Annotated in this window: 12 protein-coding genes and 1 tRNA gene; 4 read left to right on the plus strand and 9 right to left on the minus strand. The window is 62.7% G+C overall.

Features of this window, described 5'->3' with window-relative positions; all coding sequences use genetic code 11:
• Window positions 1-486: 486 nt before the first annotated feature.
• Window positions 487-563, minus strand: a tRNA-Arg gene (locus ACV4UY_RS15490).
• Between the two features lie 240 nt (window positions 564-803).
• Between ACV4UY_RS15490 and trxA the strand changes: the two genes are divergently transcribed.
• Window positions 804-1,130: a thioredoxin TrxA gene (trxA, locus tag ACV4UY_RS15495; protein WP_491608473.1), complete on the plus strand. Its 327-nt coding sequence runs from the start codon at window positions 804-806 to the stop codon at window positions 1,128-1,130.
• Between the two features lie 112 nt (window positions 1,131-1,242).
• Here trxA and ACV4UY_RS15500 read toward each other — a convergent pair whose 3' ends face one another.
• Genes ACV4UY_RS15500 through ACV4UY_RS15520 form a run of 5 tightly spaced genes read right to left on the minus strand, consistent with a single transcriptional unit; the run spans window position 1,243 to window position 5,956 of the window.
• Entirely contained in the window at window positions 1,243-1,572 is a 330-nt protein-coding gene (locus tag ACV4UY_RS15500; RefSeq protein WP_491608474.1) for a DUF167 domain-containing protein, read from the minus strand.
• A complete protein-coding gene (locus tag ACV4UY_RS15505) occupies window positions 1,565-2,179 on the minus strand; it encodes a YggT family protein (RefSeq protein ID WP_491608475.1) in 615 nt (204 codons plus the stop codon). Before ACV4UY_RS15505 ends, ACV4UY_RS15500 begins: the two co-directional genes overlap by 8 nt.
• Window positions 2,180-2,212: 33 nt before the next feature.
• A complete protein-coding gene (gene proC, locus ACV4UY_RS15510; RefSeq protein WP_491608476.1) occupies window positions 2,213-3,049 on the minus strand; it encodes a pyrroline-5-carboxylate reductase in 837 nt (278 codons plus the stop codon).
• Complete coding sequence (locus tag ACV4UY_RS15515) at window positions 3,046-5,232, minus strand: tetratricopeptide repeat protein (protein WP_491608477.1); 2,187 nt, start codon at window positions 5,230-5,232, stop codon at window positions 3,046-3,048. Before ACV4UY_RS15515 ends, proC begins: the two co-directional genes overlap by 4 nt.
• Before the next feature lie 37 nt (window positions 5,233-5,269).
• Window positions 5,270-5,956, minus strand: coding sequence for a YggS family pyridoxal phosphate-dependent enzyme (locus tag ACV4UY_RS15520; protein ID WP_491608478.1), 687 nt, complete (start codon window positions 5,954-5,956; stop codon window positions 5,270-5,272).
• A gap of 194 nt (window positions 5,957-6,150) precedes the next feature.
• Here ACV4UY_RS15520 and ACV4UY_RS15525 point away from each other — a divergent pair, with 194 nt between their 5' ends.
• Window positions 6,151-8,181 (plus strand): hypothetical protein, encoded by a 2,031-nt coding sequence (locus tag ACV4UY_RS15525; RefSeq protein ID WP_491608479.1) that lies wholly within the window; start codon window positions 6,151-6,153, stop codon window positions 8,179-8,181.
• A 135-nt stretch (window positions 8,182-8,316) separates the two neighbouring features.
• Here the strand turns inward: ACV4UY_RS15525 and ACV4UY_RS15530 are convergent, their stop codons facing one another.
• Complete coding sequence (locus tag ACV4UY_RS15530; protein ID WP_491608480.1) at window positions 8,317-9,546, minus strand: hypothetical protein; 1,230 nt, start codon at window positions 9,544-9,546, stop codon at window positions 8,317-8,319.
• 354 nt (window positions 9,547-9,900) lie between these two features.
• Between ACV4UY_RS15530 and ACV4UY_RS15535 the strand changes: the two genes are divergently transcribed.
• Window positions 9,901-10,725 (plus strand): serine/threonine-protein kinase, encoded by an 825-nt coding sequence (locus tag ACV4UY_RS15535; RefSeq protein WP_491608481.1) that lies wholly within the window; start codon window positions 9,901-9,903, stop codon window positions 10,723-10,725.
• A 532-nt stretch (window positions 10,726-11,257) separates the two neighbouring features.
• A complete protein-coding gene (locus tag ACV4UY_RS15540) occupies window positions 11,258-12,082 on the plus strand; it encodes a serine/threonine-protein kinase (RefSeq protein WP_491608482.1) in 825 nt (274 codons plus the stop codon).
• Between the two features lie 689 nt (window positions 12,083-12,771).
• On the opposite strand, the gene ACV4UY_RS15545 is transcribed toward ACV4UY_RS15540, so the two are convergent.
• On the minus strand, window positions 12,772-13,065 hold the full coding sequence (locus tag ACV4UY_RS15545; protein ID WP_491608483.1) for a FeoA family protein: 294 nt from the start codon (window positions 13,063-13,065) through the stop codon (window positions 12,772-12,774).
• A gap of 138 nt (window positions 13,066-13,203) precedes the next feature.
• Window positions 13,204-14,652 carry an amidophosphoribosyltransferase gene (gene purF / locus ACV4UY_RS15550; RefSeq protein ID WP_491608484.1) on the minus strand — a complete coding sequence of 483 codons (1,449 nt, stop codon included), beginning with the start codon at window positions 14,650-14,652 and terminating at the stop codon, window positions 13,204-13,206.
• Window positions 14,653-14,996: the final 344 nt, after the last annotated feature.

The following is a 14,996-nucleotide window of genomic DNA, read 5'->3' on the forward strand; positions in this document are numbered from 1 at the left end:
GGGGCCAATGTTCCAGATTTCATCAGACCGGAACGTCGCTTTTCGCGCAGTCGGGAAGGGGCGGGAAGTTCCTCTTTGTCGGTGGAACGCGCCAGACGAGCGCACAGGTCCGTAACGGGTATCCTGCAAGTGTGGGGGTTCATGCTGGTCAGGCAGGGCACCCGCAAGCCGAGGCGATCCTGGATGCGTTTTGGATGGTCACAGGGGGGTGGACGCTGGGTCTCAAGCCAACGGCAGAGGGTTGGAACCTCACTTGGCAGTCAGGAAGAAAGAGGCATCAACAAAGCCGTGATCAGGAGTCGGGGGGGATCCCGGTTTGGCGGGCGAATGCACCCCGGCATCGGGAGGGGGTTCACCCTGGATCGATGCGTAATCCCTGTCATGTCAGGGTTTTGGCAAAGGCACCGATTATCTTCTGGTGGGTACCATGTGGGTACTGAAACAAAAAAACCACTCTTGCGAGTGGTGTTCACATACTGAATTAATTGGTACGCGGTATTGGATTCGAACCAACGACCTTTGGCTTCGGAGGCCAACGCTCTATCCAGCTGAGCTAACCGCGCATGGGACAGGATCAATCATACACAATACGCGATTTCGCAATCGCTTGTCAAAGGGGATCGCGCGAAATGTGGCCCTCCAGGGGTTGGATTTTTCGCGCGCGTGGTGCGCGCGGTTGACTTTTGACAAGATCGGTCTTAGCTTTATGGGCGTTTTCCGGAGGTGCCGGATGGTGGGGAACCCATTCGCGAGCCTTCGGATCTTTTTTTAGCCCGAAGACCCGTCAAGGAGCCATCCGCGTCATGAGCGACAACATTCTGCAAACCTCCGACGCCGCTTTCGAGCGCGACGTTTTGCAAGCCAGCATGCCGATCCTGGTCGATTTCTGGGCCGATTGGTGCGGTCCGTGCAAACAGATCGCCCCCTTCCTCGAAGACATGGCCGTCGATTACAAGGATCGTCTGATCGTCGCCAAGCTCAACATCGATCACAACCCCAGCACCCCAGGCAAGTACGGCGTGCGCGGCATCCCGACCCTGATGATCTTCAAGGGTGGACAGATCCAGGCCACCAAGATCGGGGCCCTGCCCAAGTCCAAACTCTACTCCTGGGTGGACGAAACCCTGTAACCTGACATGCTGGGGGGAGCCTCCCGACCGTGAACCTCCCTCGCGGGCGTTCCACCGGTCATGCCTTCTGGTCGTGTCATCTCCGTTGTTCCAAAGCCGGCGTCCGTCCCGTCTAACGCGGGACGGCGCCCGTCTCGACCGCGATCCCCCGCAACCAAACCTCCACGCGCTCCTGGTCCGCGCCCGCGATCCGGATCACCTTGTCGCGCGATCGCTCTCCCCGCACGATCCGTACCCGTCCCGAGGCCACATGCAACGCCTTGGCGAACAGCCGCGTCACCGCCTCGTTGGCCGCACCCTCCACCGGAGGCGCTGTCAAGGCCACCGCCAGAACGCCTTCCCGCGCGCCGAGAATTCTATCGCGCGAGGCACGCGGTTGCACCCGCAGGGTGAGAATCAGCTCCTCCCCCTCGCGACGCAGCCAGGCGGGATCGTCAGCCATGCAAGGAGAGACGCGCCCCCGATACGCCCACCATCAACTCCTGGAGAATCGACAGCAGCATCAACAACAGCACCGCAGCCGCGAACGGGGAGACATCCATGCCGGAAAAATTCGGAACATGGCGCCGCAACGGACGCAACGCCGGTTCCGTGGCCTGAAAGACAAAACGAATGAGGGGTTTGCGCAGGTCGATGCCTGGCGGCTGTCCCTTGCGGAAGGTGTGCCAGGAGTAGACATGAAACCCGCCCCGCGCCAGCAGCAGCAGCATGTAGAAGGTCACCAACAGATGGAGAATGCCGAGCATCTCGGCGATCAGCGAGCCGATGGCCCCGCCGCCCATGCCGCCGTGGAACAGGGTCACCACGATCCGTTGCGTGAAGTGGACCGCCAGCAGGGCCACGACCGGCGAGAGGTCCAACCCGGCGAAATTCGGGATCCAGCGCCGGAACGGCTCCAAAACCGGCTCCGTGGCGCGCACCAGGAACTGCACGATCGGATTGTACGGATCGGGATTGACCCAGGAAAGCAGCACCCGGCCCAGAATCATCCAGGCATAGATCTCCAGCAGGAAATTCAAGAGGGTGCCGATGGAACCCGTGATACCCATGAGGTCTGTTCTCCTTGTTCGGATCGTGTACCGTTACTTCTTGCCCAACTCCCTGGAGCGCTGACAGGCGGCCTGCACCGCGCCCATCAACGCGCCGCGCACTCCGCTCCGCTCCAGCACCTCCAGACCGGCGATGGTGGTCCCACCCGGCGAGGTGACCTGATTCTTCAACACGCCAGGATGCAGGCCGCTCTCCTCGAGCAGCTTGGCCGACCCGAGCAGGGTACGGATCGCCAGCCGATCGGCCAGAGGTCGCGGCAGACCGCTCGCCACGCCGCCATCCGAAAGCGCCTCGGCGATCAGATAGACATAGGCGGGTCCGGAGCCGGACAGGGCGGTGATCCCATCCATCAGGGACTCCTGCTCGATCTCCTCGACCAGTCCCATGGCCTCCATGATGCGCCGTGCCAGAATACGCTGCGCCACCGAACAGCCGGGGGCCGCGAGCAGGGCCGAAATCCCGGCTCCCACCAGTCCGGGGGTGTTCGGCATGACCCGCGCCAGGGGTTGTTCCGCCGGCAGATGGGCGGCCAGGGTCGCCAGGGTGACCCCCGCGGCGATCGAGATCACCAGCGTGCCAGACGCCAGGGAACCCGACACCTCATCAAGCACCCCGATCACCACCCCCGGCTTGACCGCCACCACCACCACATCGGCACCCCGGACCGCCTCGTCGTTGGCCGCGAAAACCAACACGCCGTACCGTTCGGTCAACGCACGGCGCTGACCTTCGACCGGCTCGGCGACCCGGATCCGCTCCGGGTTGACCCCCGCGCGGATCAAACCCTGAATCAAGGCGCCGGCCATGGCCCCGCCTCCCAGAAAGGCGATCACGCTCTCGGCGGGCGTGATGGTGTCATGCATGTTCATCGTTTGGCGATCTCTCCCGGTTTTTGTTTCAACATCTCCCCAACCCGCGTCCTGGCATCCTCGGCCTCGCCCTGCTCCGCGAACGGACCGATCACGATGCGATGGAAGGTCTTCTCCCGCACCTGACCCGTCTCCACATAGGCGGGCACCCCGAGCCGCAAGAACTGATCCAGGCCGTTGTTGGCATAGGTGGCGGTGGAGTAGGAGGCGGCGGTGAAAACATACCCTCCCTTGCCTTTGCCGGTCGTTCTCTTGGCGGTTGGTGGCGCGGTCTGAAGGTCCGGTTTGCCGGCCCGGGCCGTCTCGGCGGGCGATTCCGCCCCCGCCGGCGTGGCACGACCCCCGGGCTCGCCCGACGCCACCGGCTTGTCGGCCCGTGACGCGACCGCGCCGGCCTCTGTCGGTGTGGCTGCCGTCTCGTTGGCGATGCGGCTGGGGGTCGTCGCGCTTTTCTTTGGCGCACGTCCATCCGGGGCCGCGCCGGGCATGGCCATCCGCTCTCCGACCGACTCGGGCACCCGCACGCGGCTCTCCTCGAAGCTCGGCACGGGACGGACAATCGGCGCCTGGGGCACCGTCTCTCCCGCCTTGAGGGACGGAAGGGGGCTCCTCTCCGGAGAGTTGGCCGGCGACGCGACACGCCCACCCACGGGTTTGGCCGCCGTGCGCGGGGTTTCTTTCACCGGCGTCGCCGGCGCGCGGGGACGCAACGGCTCCCTGGGCGCGGGGATCGGCTTATCCAAGGTTGGCTGGGGTATCTCCGCATGCGCGGTGGCGGATTCCCCCTCCGGCGCGCTGGCCGCACGGGAGGCAAGGCGCGGGGATGGCAGATTTCCGGCTCCGGCGGTGGTCGGGGGGATGCGCGATGGCGCGGGCAAGGGGCGATCCTCCCCCTTCACGCCGGCACCCCGATCCGATGCGGCTGGGCCGGCCAGCGCCGCCACCGCGTTGACCGGCGGCTGACCGGCGCTGGCGACGGGCAGAAACTGGCCATGCCGCAACGCCTGACGGGCCAGACGGTAATAGGGGGCCTCGCGCTCCTGTCCGGCCTGGATTGTCTCCAGCCAGCGCGTGGCATCGGCATCCTTGCCATCGATGCGCGCCTTGTGACCATACAACAGCAGGGTGAGATTCTCCCTCAGACGGTTTTCCACCACATCCTCGCCGGCGCGGGCCGCCTCCAGTCCCCGTTCCGCGGGAATATCCCCCAGAAACACGAACACCAGCGCCTCGGGCCAACTCTGCTGGCTGCGTTTGATGACCGGATCGGTCAAAAGCTCCCGGCCCGGCTTGTCCAGCTTCAGGCGGGTCAGATAGAGCCAGAGACGGGTCTCCACGCGGGCGGGATTGAGCGTCATGGCCTGGGCCAGATCCTGTTCCGCCTCGGCGTGGCGCTCCAGCAGAAAATAGGCCATGCCCCGCGCCAGCAGCGTCTCGGGATTGTTGTTCGGGCGCAGCCGCAACGCTTCGTGGAAATCCCCGACCGCCTGTTGCGGCAGACCGATCAGCAGACGGCTCATGCCGCGCAGTCGATAGACCTCCTCGTGATCACGCTTGAAGCGGATGAAGGCGATGAAGTCATCGATCGAGGTTTCGTAATCCCCCTGGGCCATCCGCAAGCGGCCCCGGTTGTAGTAGCTCCACGGTTGATCGGGTTTGAGCCGGATGGCGGCGTCCAGTTCCGCCATCGCCTCGCGACCGCGACCCAGTTTGGCCAGCGCCAGCGCCCGGTTCTGAAAGGCCAGCACATCCTCGGGATTCAGGGCCACGGCCACGCTCAGATCCTCGGCGGCGCGATCCGCGTGACCGGCGCTCAGCAGCGCCACGCCCCGGATCCGGTAGGCCTGTTGCAGATCGGATTTCATCTCCACCGCCCGATCGCAATCGCCGATGGCCTGGGGCAGAAGCGCCGGATTGCGCTGGTTGAGGCTCTGTTTGTAGCGGGTGGCGCAGCGTCCCGCGAAGGCCGAGGCCCGTTGGGCGCGGGTGGAGTCCGGCGCATTGAGCACCTGGTCATCGAGTTGGATCGCCTCCTCGAGTCGATCCTTGGACAACGCCTCGGTGGCGGTCTTGAGGGTTTCGTCGTGGCGATTTTCGGCCAGAAGGGGCGGTGCGAACGCCGGGGTCCAGAGGCAGGCCAGCAGCGCGGCCAGGAGCCGGCATGGAGAAAAGGCGTGCTTCATGACGCGCTCCTGGCGAGAGTCGGGTGGAAAGGGGTGCTCATGTCGCCGCGAAAAGCGCGCTGCCGATGCGCACCAGGGTCGCCCCCTCCTCCACGGCCACCTCGAAATCGAGGCTCATGCCCATGGAAAGTTGGCGCATCGAAACCCCGTCGATGCCGGCGGCCTCGATCGCATCGCGCAACCCGGCCAACTGTCGGAACCATGGTCGCGCCTCCTCGGCCTCGTCACAAAACGGCGGGATGGTCATCAAGCCCTGAAGTTGAATCCCCGGCAGGGAGGCCCATGCACGGGCCTGCTCCAGGGCATCTTCGGGGGCCACGCCGGATTTTTGCGGTTCGTGACCCACGTTGACCTGCATGAGCACCGGCATGGGACGGCTCCGTTCCGCCCGCCGGGAGATCTCTCCGGCCAGCTCGAACGAGTCCACGCTGTGGATCATGGAGAAGATCTCCACGGCGTTCTTGACCTTGTTGCGCTGCAAGGGTCCGATCAGGTGCCAGTCGAGGGTGGGATCGGCGATGAGCGGGATTTTGTCGCGGGCTTCCTGGACGCGGTTTTCGGCGAACAGGGTCTGGCCGCGGGCCGCGACGGCACGGATCTCTTCGGGGGATCGGGTCTTGGAGACCACCACCAGACGCACCGAGGCCGGATCGCGACCCACCCGCGCGCAGGCGGCGGCGATGCGGGCACGGATCGATTCGAGGGGATGGGATCGGCTGCTCATGGCCTCATGCGGTGAAAGCGGGGTGGGAAGCGGAGCTTGATTGACGCGCGGCCCCGGAAAATGACAATATTTTGTCTGTCCGTATCGCCGGACGCAAGCAAATTTCTCCGTATACCGTTCGGCGATCGGTATTCAGACCCCTTGCGGGATCCATGCCCGCATCCACAATTTCATGTCGAGGACGGATCTTAACGATGGTCGATCACCTGGATGGGGATGAAGAGCGGCACGAGGAGACCAGGGCGTGGTTGGAGGCCTTTGTCGCCAGTGGCCAGCATGGGGCCCTGACTGCCATCCAGCGTCGTCACTGCGGGCATGTGATCGGTTGTTTCGGCACGATGATGCGACGGGAGTTGGGGCGGCCACCGGACAAGTGGAGCGCTGCCGCCGTGGAGCGCTGCTGTTTCGAGATCCTGCCGGAGAGTGGGCTTCTCAAGGCGTCGCAACGGTTGGCCATGCCGGTGATTCTGGCCGGATATCTGGATTTTCTGGGGCAGACCGGTCGCATCGCCAATGCCATCCCCTTGATCCGCGCCGTGCATCGCGCCCAGGAGCGGCTGTTGCGCCACTTGAGCACCGCGGTGACGCACGCCGGCGAGTCGGATGGCAACGACCCGGGTCCGGAGAGCGATGACGCCCTGCCCGGCTTGCGCCGTTTTGCCGCCCGGATCGCCCGTGAGATCGTCAAGGAGCGTCCGGCATTGATCTCCCGCGCGGAGATGGAGCGGTTCGAACGACAGCCGATCCTGATTTTCGATCTGTTGCAGCTTTTGATCGAGGAGTTCAACCACACCCGTGCCACGAACGACGCCATGGTCACGGCCTGTTTCATGCTGCTCTCCCACGCCTTGCGCAACATTCGTCTGGGGATCGAACGCCGTTTCGAGTGGGCCGTGGAGCTGGACCGCGAGTTCCAGTCCCTGGTGGTACGTCGCGCCGCCGAGGAGCAGCTCTCCCCGCAATTTCTGGCCGGTGTGCTCGAATCCCTGGCCGAGGCCCGGCTGGAGCCCTCCCGCGGGCTGCTGGAGATCTACGAACAGCAGATCATGCACCACGCCCCCCGCGAGGCGTTGCCGTCACGGGGACAGATCGATGCCATGTTCGAGAGCCTGGTCGATGAGCACGGGGGCGATCCCTTCGCCATCGGCGAAACCCTGGCGCAGATGACCCGCGCCCTGCCCCGCGAGGCGCAATCCGCCCTGATCGGCGAGTTTGCCGCCTCGATGCTGCCGGGCATGAAGGATGCCGTGGTGATCCTCGCCCTGCACCCCGAAGAGCCGGTGCGGAGCGAGGCGTTGCGGTGGCTGTTGGAAAATGCCCGCTTCGTCACCCCCACGGCGTTGCGACGGCTGATCGTGATCCGCAACTGGCTTCCCGAGGGCGAGAAGAAGATCCTCGATGCCCTGATCAAGGCAGCGCGCATCAAGGGGGTGGAGTGCGCCCGCTGGGATCCGCCTTTGCCGTTGGAGGGGTTGCAGGCGTCGCGCATGGATGGGGTGGGCGCGTTGTCGATGTTGTTGTCCATGCCGGTCAAGCCGAACCGGGCCCGCATCGCCGGCATCCTGTTGAAACAAAGGGTCGGCATCGCCGACTCCTGGATCACCCCACCGATCCCGCGCAACGAAGCGCAAACCACCTTCCGACAGGTGGCGCGGCAGGAGCTGTTCCTGGAGGTGACCCGAGGCTTTCTGGATGCCGCCATCCGCCATCACCTGGCCGTGGGCCTGGCCGAGGGGATGCCGGCTCCGGTGGGGTTGTTGCAGATGGCCGAAGCGCTGGTCGTGGACAATTGGGTTCCGGAGCGTCTCGAGGGGCGCGACCTGCTCGAACGGTTGATCGGCGCGGAGGGGTCGGCCTCCCTCGACGACACGGAACGGTTTTCGACCGAGCCGATCTACCTGGAAGAGATGGAACGGATCACCGGTTCCTGGTTCGAGGAGAGCCAGGAGGTGATGGATTTCCTGGAGAGCACCCGGATGCGCGGTCGCGAACGGCTGACACGGCGGATTCTGGAGCTGTTCTGCGAGCCGAACCGGGAGATGTGGGCGGAACGGTGCGCCTGGACCGCCTATTGGCTGCGCGAACAGAGTCTCAAGGTCAAGCGCATGGTGGGGATGGATCGCCATTTCGCCTGGATCGCCCGTGAGCTTTATCACGGCAGACCGTTGCACGAGTTGTCGCTGATGCGACGGGTGGCCGAACGCACCCTGGGGGGTGGAGAGTAGCGGAAAACGGCGGTTCCCGGACGATCGTGACGCCCGGAGGGGATTTTGTGCGCGTGGACCTCCCTGACGGGAGGCCCACGTTTTCAAGAAAGGGGGGTGCGTATCTCCTGATTCAAAACGAACACGACGCGCCGATCACTTTCCCGACGCCGGAGCCGTCGTCACTGGAGTGGCCGGCGTCTTGCGTTTGCACACCCACTCCGACTTGGGCGCCGTCTTGGGACTCCCCTTGAGCGTGACGTTCAACGTGGCCGAGGTGTTGTTGCTGCCGGTGACCATCAACGAGTAGGTTTTGTTCTCCGTGGCCGTGATCTTTTTCGGGGCCTTGATCAGCAACGTGTCGGGCGCCGGCAGTTCCCAGCCGATCTCCTCGGTCGGCAGCACGCCAATCCAGTGTACGCCATTCACACCCTTGGTGTTGATGATCTTGATCCTGCCACTGTTCCCCGCCTCCAGTGTGATCGCGTCGCGCTCGAGTTTGATCGGTTTGACCGCGACCACCTCCAACAGATCCGGGTGACACACCGCGCGCATCGAACTCAAGAAGTCGGTCAGGATTGGGGGGGTGTCCGTGGTGATTGCGGTCTGCGTGGCGGTTGGAGCTGGCGCCGGAGTCGGGGTCGAAGTCGGGGTTCCTTTCCCGGCCTCGCCATCCCCACTCTTGGGCGCGACCGCGCGAACGGCGGCGAAGGTGGTCCGCAGCTCCTGGGCCACGCTGGCACTGGTTTTCACCGCGTCCTTTGTTTGCGCCGGAGTCGGGATCAGGCCGGCGATCTTCTGGTTAAGCTCCGCGGCCACGCAAAGGCGCGCGTCGTCGAGGGCGGTCCCGGCCTGCAACACCTGATCCGGGTGCAGGGTCCCGAGGCGGTTGAGCACGGGCGTGCCCGCTTCGCGCAGGCCATTCATCGCCTTCTCGCCCTCGCTGTACAGATCGTTGAACTCGGCGGGTCTGAGCAGGTTGTTTCCGGAATAGGCCGCGCCGGCGCCCAGTCCCAACCCGACGATCAGATCCGTGGTGGCCCCATAGGCCACCGCGCCACCCGTGGCCAGGCCCAGGGCAAAGATGCCGTAATTGCCGAACTGTTCCACCCGGGTCCGGCTCAGCCGTTTGTCCATGTACGCTTCCTGTTGACAGGTAAGCCGGTCCATGGCGGTCAGAAAAGCCTCTTTCTTTTCGCGCGTGGCATCCTTGCCATCGAGTTCCCTGGCGATCCAGGAGGGTCGCTCCAGGCCGAGCCTGCCGCAGTCGGCACGGTTTTTCAACAACATGGGAATCTCTTCGGGCTCGCTGTAGGTTTTGGCGGACGCACATCCCCCCATCAGAGCCGCGATCGCGACAAGTCCGATCAATCGACGATCTTTCATGTGTTTTCTCCAAGGTTGAGTGAAGACGATGCCACGGTGATTGGAAAGGTATTCCTTCGCGAGAATACCCTTGAACCCATGACCATTTTATTTGGATTATGCATTCCAGATAAACCATGCACAAGGATTATTGTATGAACCATGTGAAGTGACAGATATTCTCATGATTGTTTTTTTGTTGTCGTGTATGTTCGTGCTGGATCTGGTTTGGGGATCCCATCCCGCGTGTCACCATCGCCAAGCGGGTGCTTCCCGGTTATGATGGGGGTGGTATTGTCGGCAGGATTGCCGGTCGGGGGGCTGGTCTGTCGGAGATGGGTTGGTTTGGGATCATTTTTGGAGGGAGACGAACCGTTGTCTGTCCATCCGTCCACCCTGGGGGGCTGGCGCATTCTGGCGCCCAGTGACACCGAGTCGCGGCGTGGCATCGTGCGCGGTTTTGATGCGGCGCATGATCGGGTCGTGGCCATCAAGTGCGTGCCGTTTGCGTTGACCGAACGTGCGGAGCGTCAGGTTTGGACCGAGCGGTTGCGGCACGAAGCCGCCGTCGTGGCGCGGTTGGCCCATCCCACCATCGTGCCGCTGCTCGAGCAGGGGGAAGACCAGGGTGCGCCCTACCTGGTTTTCGCCTGGCAGCCGGAGGCCACGCTGCGAGAGCGGCTTGACCAGGGGTGGTTACCGGATGTGGCGGGTGCGGTATCGATCATCCAGGCGCTTTTGACCGGTGTGGCCCACATTCACGCCAGGGGATATCGGCATGGGGATCTCAAGCCATCGAATCTGTTCGTGACCGCGGGTGGGGCGGTACATCTCGTGGATTTCGGCGCTGCCGGTCCCATTGACGCGCAGTCCGCCTTTGGAGGGCGTTTGACCGGCACCCATGGTTTCATGCCGCCCGAGCAGTTGATGGGTTTGCCGATCGATCAGCGGGCTGATCTGTTTGCCGTGGGGGTGATTTTTCATGAGTTGTTGACCGGTGCCAAACCTTTTTTGGGCACCAGTCCGTGGGAGATCACCCTGCGGGTGCTTGGTGGAGAGCCGCCGGGGTTGGTTGGGGAGGCGGCGTGGTTGAGTGGGGTGATGCGGCGGGCGTTGGCCAAGCGGCCCGAGGGGCGGTTCGGGTCTGCCGAGGAATTTGCGGCGGCGTTGGATGCGGCGGTTGGGATGGCGGGGAGGTGATGCAGGCAGACCAAAGTCACCGAAAACCTGTTGCGGGGGGCGGGGGGGCGAAGGTCCCCGGCAGAGGTTCGGAGGCAGCGCCTCCGAGGTTTTGTCTTTTAGCGCGCTATTCGCGATAAATATTCTTTCGTAAAAGACTATTGTCGTGAAAAGCGCACGCAAGGCAAAGTCACAAAGAAGAATCAAAACCGCAGGGCTTTGCCCCGAACCTATATGGACCCACCCTCTGCAAGGTGTAATCTGTGCTGTATAACGGTGATCTGACTGCATCCCTATATCCGGCCTGTTTTTGAGAGCTTTTTCTCTCCGGCCCTGATGCTTTCCGCACTCTTTGTCCTCATCCCACTATCGGCCTCGAAGGCCTGGGGTTCGGTCAGGTTTTCAAAGAGTCGGTCTGACCTGTTACGCCATCACTGACTCACACACTCCGCAGTCTCTTGGTGGTTCAATCTTTTCTGCTTTCTTTGGGTCTCAGGCTTTGCCAAGCATTCTGTTTTTCTCTATCAAGCCGCTTTTGATTTTACCTGTCAGCTTGCCTGTCCATCCGTCCACCCTGGGGGGCTGGCGCATTCTGGCGCCCAGTGACACCGAGTCGCGGCGTGGCATCGTGCGCGGTTTTGATGCGGCGCATGATCGGGTCGTGGCCATCAAGTGCGTGCCGTTTGCGTTGACCGAACGTGCGGAGCGTCAGGTTTGGACCGAGCGGTTGCGGCACGAAGCCGCCGTCGTGGCGCGGTTGGCCCATCCCACCATCGTGCCGCTGCTCGAGCAGGGGGAAGACCAGGGTGCGCCCTACCTGGTTTTCGCCTGGCAGCCGGAGGCCACGCTGCGAGAGCGGCTTGACCAGGGGTGGTTACCGGATGTGGCGGGTGCGGTATCGATCATCCAGGCGCTTTTGACCGGTGTGGCCCACATTCACGCCAGGGGATATCGGCATGGGGATCTCAAGCCATCGAATCTGTTCGTGACCGCGGGTGGGGCGGTACATCTCGTGGATTTCGGCGCTGCCGGTCCCATTGACGCGCAGTCCGCCTTTGGAGGGCGTTTGACCGGCACCCATGGTTTCATGCCGCCCGAGCAGTTGATGGGTTTGCCGATCGATCAGCGGGCTGATCTGTTTGCCGTGGGGGTGATTTTTCATGAGTTGTTGACCGGTGCCAAACCTTTTTTGGGCACCAGTCCGTGGGAGATCACCCTGCGGGTGCTTGGTGGAGAGCCGCCGGGGTTGGTTGGGGAGGCGGCGTGGTTGAGTGGGGTGATGCGGCGGGCGTTGGCCAAGCGGCCCGAGGGGCGGTTCGGGTCTGCCGAGGAATTTGCGGCGGCGTTGGATGCGGCGGTTGGGATGGCGGGGAGGTGATGCAGGCAGACCAAAGTCACCGAAAACCTGTTGCGGGGGGCGGGGGGGCGAAGGTCCCCGGCAGAGGTTCGGAGGCAGCGCCTCCGAGGTTTTGTCTTTTAGCGCGCTATTCGCGATAAATATTCTTTCGTAAAAGACTATTGTCGTGAAAAGCGCACGCAAGGCAAAGTCACAAAGAAGAATCAAAACCGCAGGGCTTTGCCCCGAACCTATATGGACCCACCCTCTGCAAGGTGTAATCTGTGCTGTATAACGGTGATCTGACTGCATCCCTATATCCGGCCTGTTTTTGAGAGCTTTTTCTCTCCGGCCCTGATGCTTTCCGCACTCTTTGTCCTCATCCCACTATCGGCCTCGAAGGCCTGGGGTTCGGTCAGGTTTTCAAAGAGTCGGTCTGACCTGTTACGCCATCACTGACTCACACACTCCGCAGTCTCTTGGTGGTTCAATCTTTTCTGCTTTCTTTGGGTCTCAGGCTTTGCCAAGCATTCTGTTTTTCTCTATCAAGCCGCTTTTGATTTTACCTGTCAGCTTGCTGCGGAATAGCGTTTCCCCTTCGCCATCACGACCCAGACGATCCGACCCAATTTGTTGGCCAAAGCCACGATTGCTTTGAACTCCCTCGACGCTCTTTTACCCGCTTGATCCCATTCACCGGTCCCCCGTCGTGATCCGGCCACAAAGCCCTTTCAGACCGCCGAAACCAGGATTTTTCTGGCGTCGTCGTTGCGGATCGACAACCGATAGCCGAGAATCGTGTAGACGCGCGGGTCGCCGAGCGGAGCCTTGGTTTCCAGCGCGATCTCCTTGCCGCGCACCAGCCCCAACGCCATCAGCCGGCGCTTGCCCAGATCATCCCCCAACAATCCCTCGATGCGCGCCGCACGCCCCGCCGGCAACTCCGCGAGGGTCATGGTCGTTCGACCCCCTTCTTTTGCCGCCGGATCGTTCGGATTCTGTCCCGATTCCGTGGTATCGTCCATGTTCCGTCTCCACGACCTGGCGTCCAACGAGGATTGGGTGATTGAATGAAAATGAGAACCATTATAATTATAAAGCGGGTTTCCACCCATTTTTGAAGGTATGCAAATGTACTTTTCCGGTCAAGCCTTTTGTTGGATTCAGCTCTCTTGCAGCAGTGACAACTGGGCGTTTTCTTCCTGGCGGGGGAAGGGGATGGGATAGTGGCCGGAGAAACAGGCATCGCAATAGCCGTGACCGTTGCCGTTGACCGCGGCGTAGAGCCCCTCCAGCGACAGAAAGGCCAGGGAATCGGCGGTGACGTAGGTGCGCATCTCTTCGACCGTGTGGCTGGAGGCCAGAAGTTCGCTTTGGGTCGGGGTGTCGATGCCGTAGAAGCAGGGGTGAGTGGTTGGTGGGGAGGAGATGCGCAGATGGACCGATTTGGCCCCGGCGGCGCGCACCATCTTGACGATCTTGCGACTGGTGGTGCCCCGGACGATGGAGTCGTCCACCAGCACCACATGTTTGTCCTTGATGATGTGCGGATTGGCGTTGAGCTTGATTTTGACGCCGAAGTGGCGGATGGATTGTTGCGGTTCGATGAAGGTCCGGCCCACGTAGTGGTTGCGGATGATTCCCAGTTCGAAGGGGGTCCCGGAGGCGTGGGCGAATCCCAACGCCGCCGGCACCCCGGAGTCGGGCACCGGAATGACCAGATCGGCATTTGGAACGGGGTACTCCTGGGCCAGGCGCATGCCGATGCGTTTGCGGGAGGCGTAGACGTTCACGCCGTCGATGTTGGAGTCCGGACGGGCGAAGTAGATGTATTCGAAGACGCACAGGCAGCGCTTCTGGCGCGGGAACGGGAAGAAGGATTCGATTCCGTTCGGACCGATCACCACGACCTCGCCGGGTTCCACGTCCCGGATGAACTCCGCTTCGATGAGATTGAGCGCGCAGGTTTCCGAGGAGAAGACATAGCCGTTGCCGACCCGTCCGATCACCAGGGGACGCAGACCGTGGGGATCGCGCGCGCCGATGATGCCGTGTTCGTCCATGGCCAGCAGCGCATAGGAGCCGCTCACCTGACCGAGCGCCTCCACCAGCCGTTCGGCGAAGGTGCGATGGCGGGAGAGGGCGGTCAAATGGACGATCACCTCGGTGTCCATGGTGGACTGGAAGATCGAGCCGCGCCGTTCCAGGGCGCGCCGCATCTCCACGGCGTTGACCAGATTGCCGTTGTGGGCCATGGCCATGCCACCGTGGGCGGTATCCACCACCAGGGGTTGGCGATTGCGCGAGTTGACGCTTCCGCCCGAGGTGGAGTAGCGCACATGACCGATGGCCTGACTGCCTCTCAGGCTCTCCATTTCGTTGCGGCGAAAGACATCCGCCACCAGTCCGTGGCCTCGGGTGGCCTGGAAGAGACGATCCTCGACCGAGACGATGCCCGCCGACTCCTGACCGCGGTGTTGCAGCGCGTACAGGCCCAGATAGACCAGATTGGCGGCCTCGGGATGGTTGTAAATCCCGAATACGCCGCACTCGTCGTGAAAATGGTCGTCGAGAAGAAGGTCCAAGGTGGATGTCCGGTCGTCTGGGATCATCGGTTGATGGAAAGATGCCCAGCATAAAGGCTCCATTCCGATTTGTCAAAAGAGGTCTGTTGCATGCCCGGCATCAACGGACAGAATAATCAACCGTTATCAAGATTTTACTTTGTCGGCAACTGCCAATTTTATGAGCACCCTGCCTGTTCCTGTCTGACCGGCATCAGGGTCTGGACCCGCGCGCGACGGATACCCCATTGATTGCGCGCGCAAACCCCCACCAGCAGAAGTGTGGGCGACGCTTTACGTTAACCTGGCCGGTCGGGATGGAGATGAAATCCACCATCATTCTTTACAATATAACCATTCAGGATCCCTTCTGTTGCAGGGGGCTGGGGACC

The sequence above is a fragment of the Candidatus Magnetaquiglobus sp. genome (assembly GCF_058402785.1).

Excerpts from the sequence above, each read along its gene's own strand:
- trxA (WP_491608473.1), top strand. The coding sequence starts at position 804 with ATGAGCGACAACATTCTGCAAACCTCCGACGCCGCTTTCGAGCGCGAC.
- ACV4UY_RS15500 (WP_491608474.1), bottom strand. The coding sequence starts at position 1,572 with ATGGCTGACGATCCCGCCTGGCTGCGTCGCGAGGGGGAGGAGCTGATT.
- ACV4UY_RS15505 (WP_491608475.1), bottom strand. The coding sequence starts at position 2,179 with ATGGGTATCACGGGTTCCATCGGCACCCTCTTGAATTTCCTGCTGGAG.
- proC (WP_491608476.1), bottom strand. The coding sequence starts at position 3,049 with ATGAACATGCATGACACCATCACGCCCGCCGAGAGCGTGATCGCCTTT.
- ACV4UY_RS15515 (WP_491608477.1), bottom strand. The coding sequence starts at position 5,232 with ATGAAGCACGCCTTTTCTCCATGCCGGCTCCTGGCCGCGCTGCTGGCC.
- ACV4UY_RS15520 (WP_491608478.1), bottom strand. The coding sequence starts at position 5,956 with ATGAGCAGCCGATCCCATCCCCTCGAATCGATCCGTGCCCGCATCGCC.
- ACV4UY_RS15525 (WP_491608479.1), top strand. The coding sequence starts at position 6,151 with ATGGTCGATCACCTGGATGGGGATGAAGAGCGGCACGAGGAGACCAGG.
- ACV4UY_RS15530 (WP_491608480.1), bottom strand. The coding sequence starts at position 9,546 with ATGAAAGATCGTCGATTGATCGGACTTGTCGCGATCGCGGCTCTGATG.
- ACV4UY_RS15545 (WP_491608483.1), bottom strand. The coding sequence starts at position 13,065 with ATGGACGATACCACGGAATCGGGACAGAATCCGAACGATCCGGCGGCA.
- purF (WP_491608484.1), bottom strand. The coding sequence starts at position 14,652 with ATGATCCCAGACGACCGGACATCCACCTTGGACCTTCTTCTCGACGAC.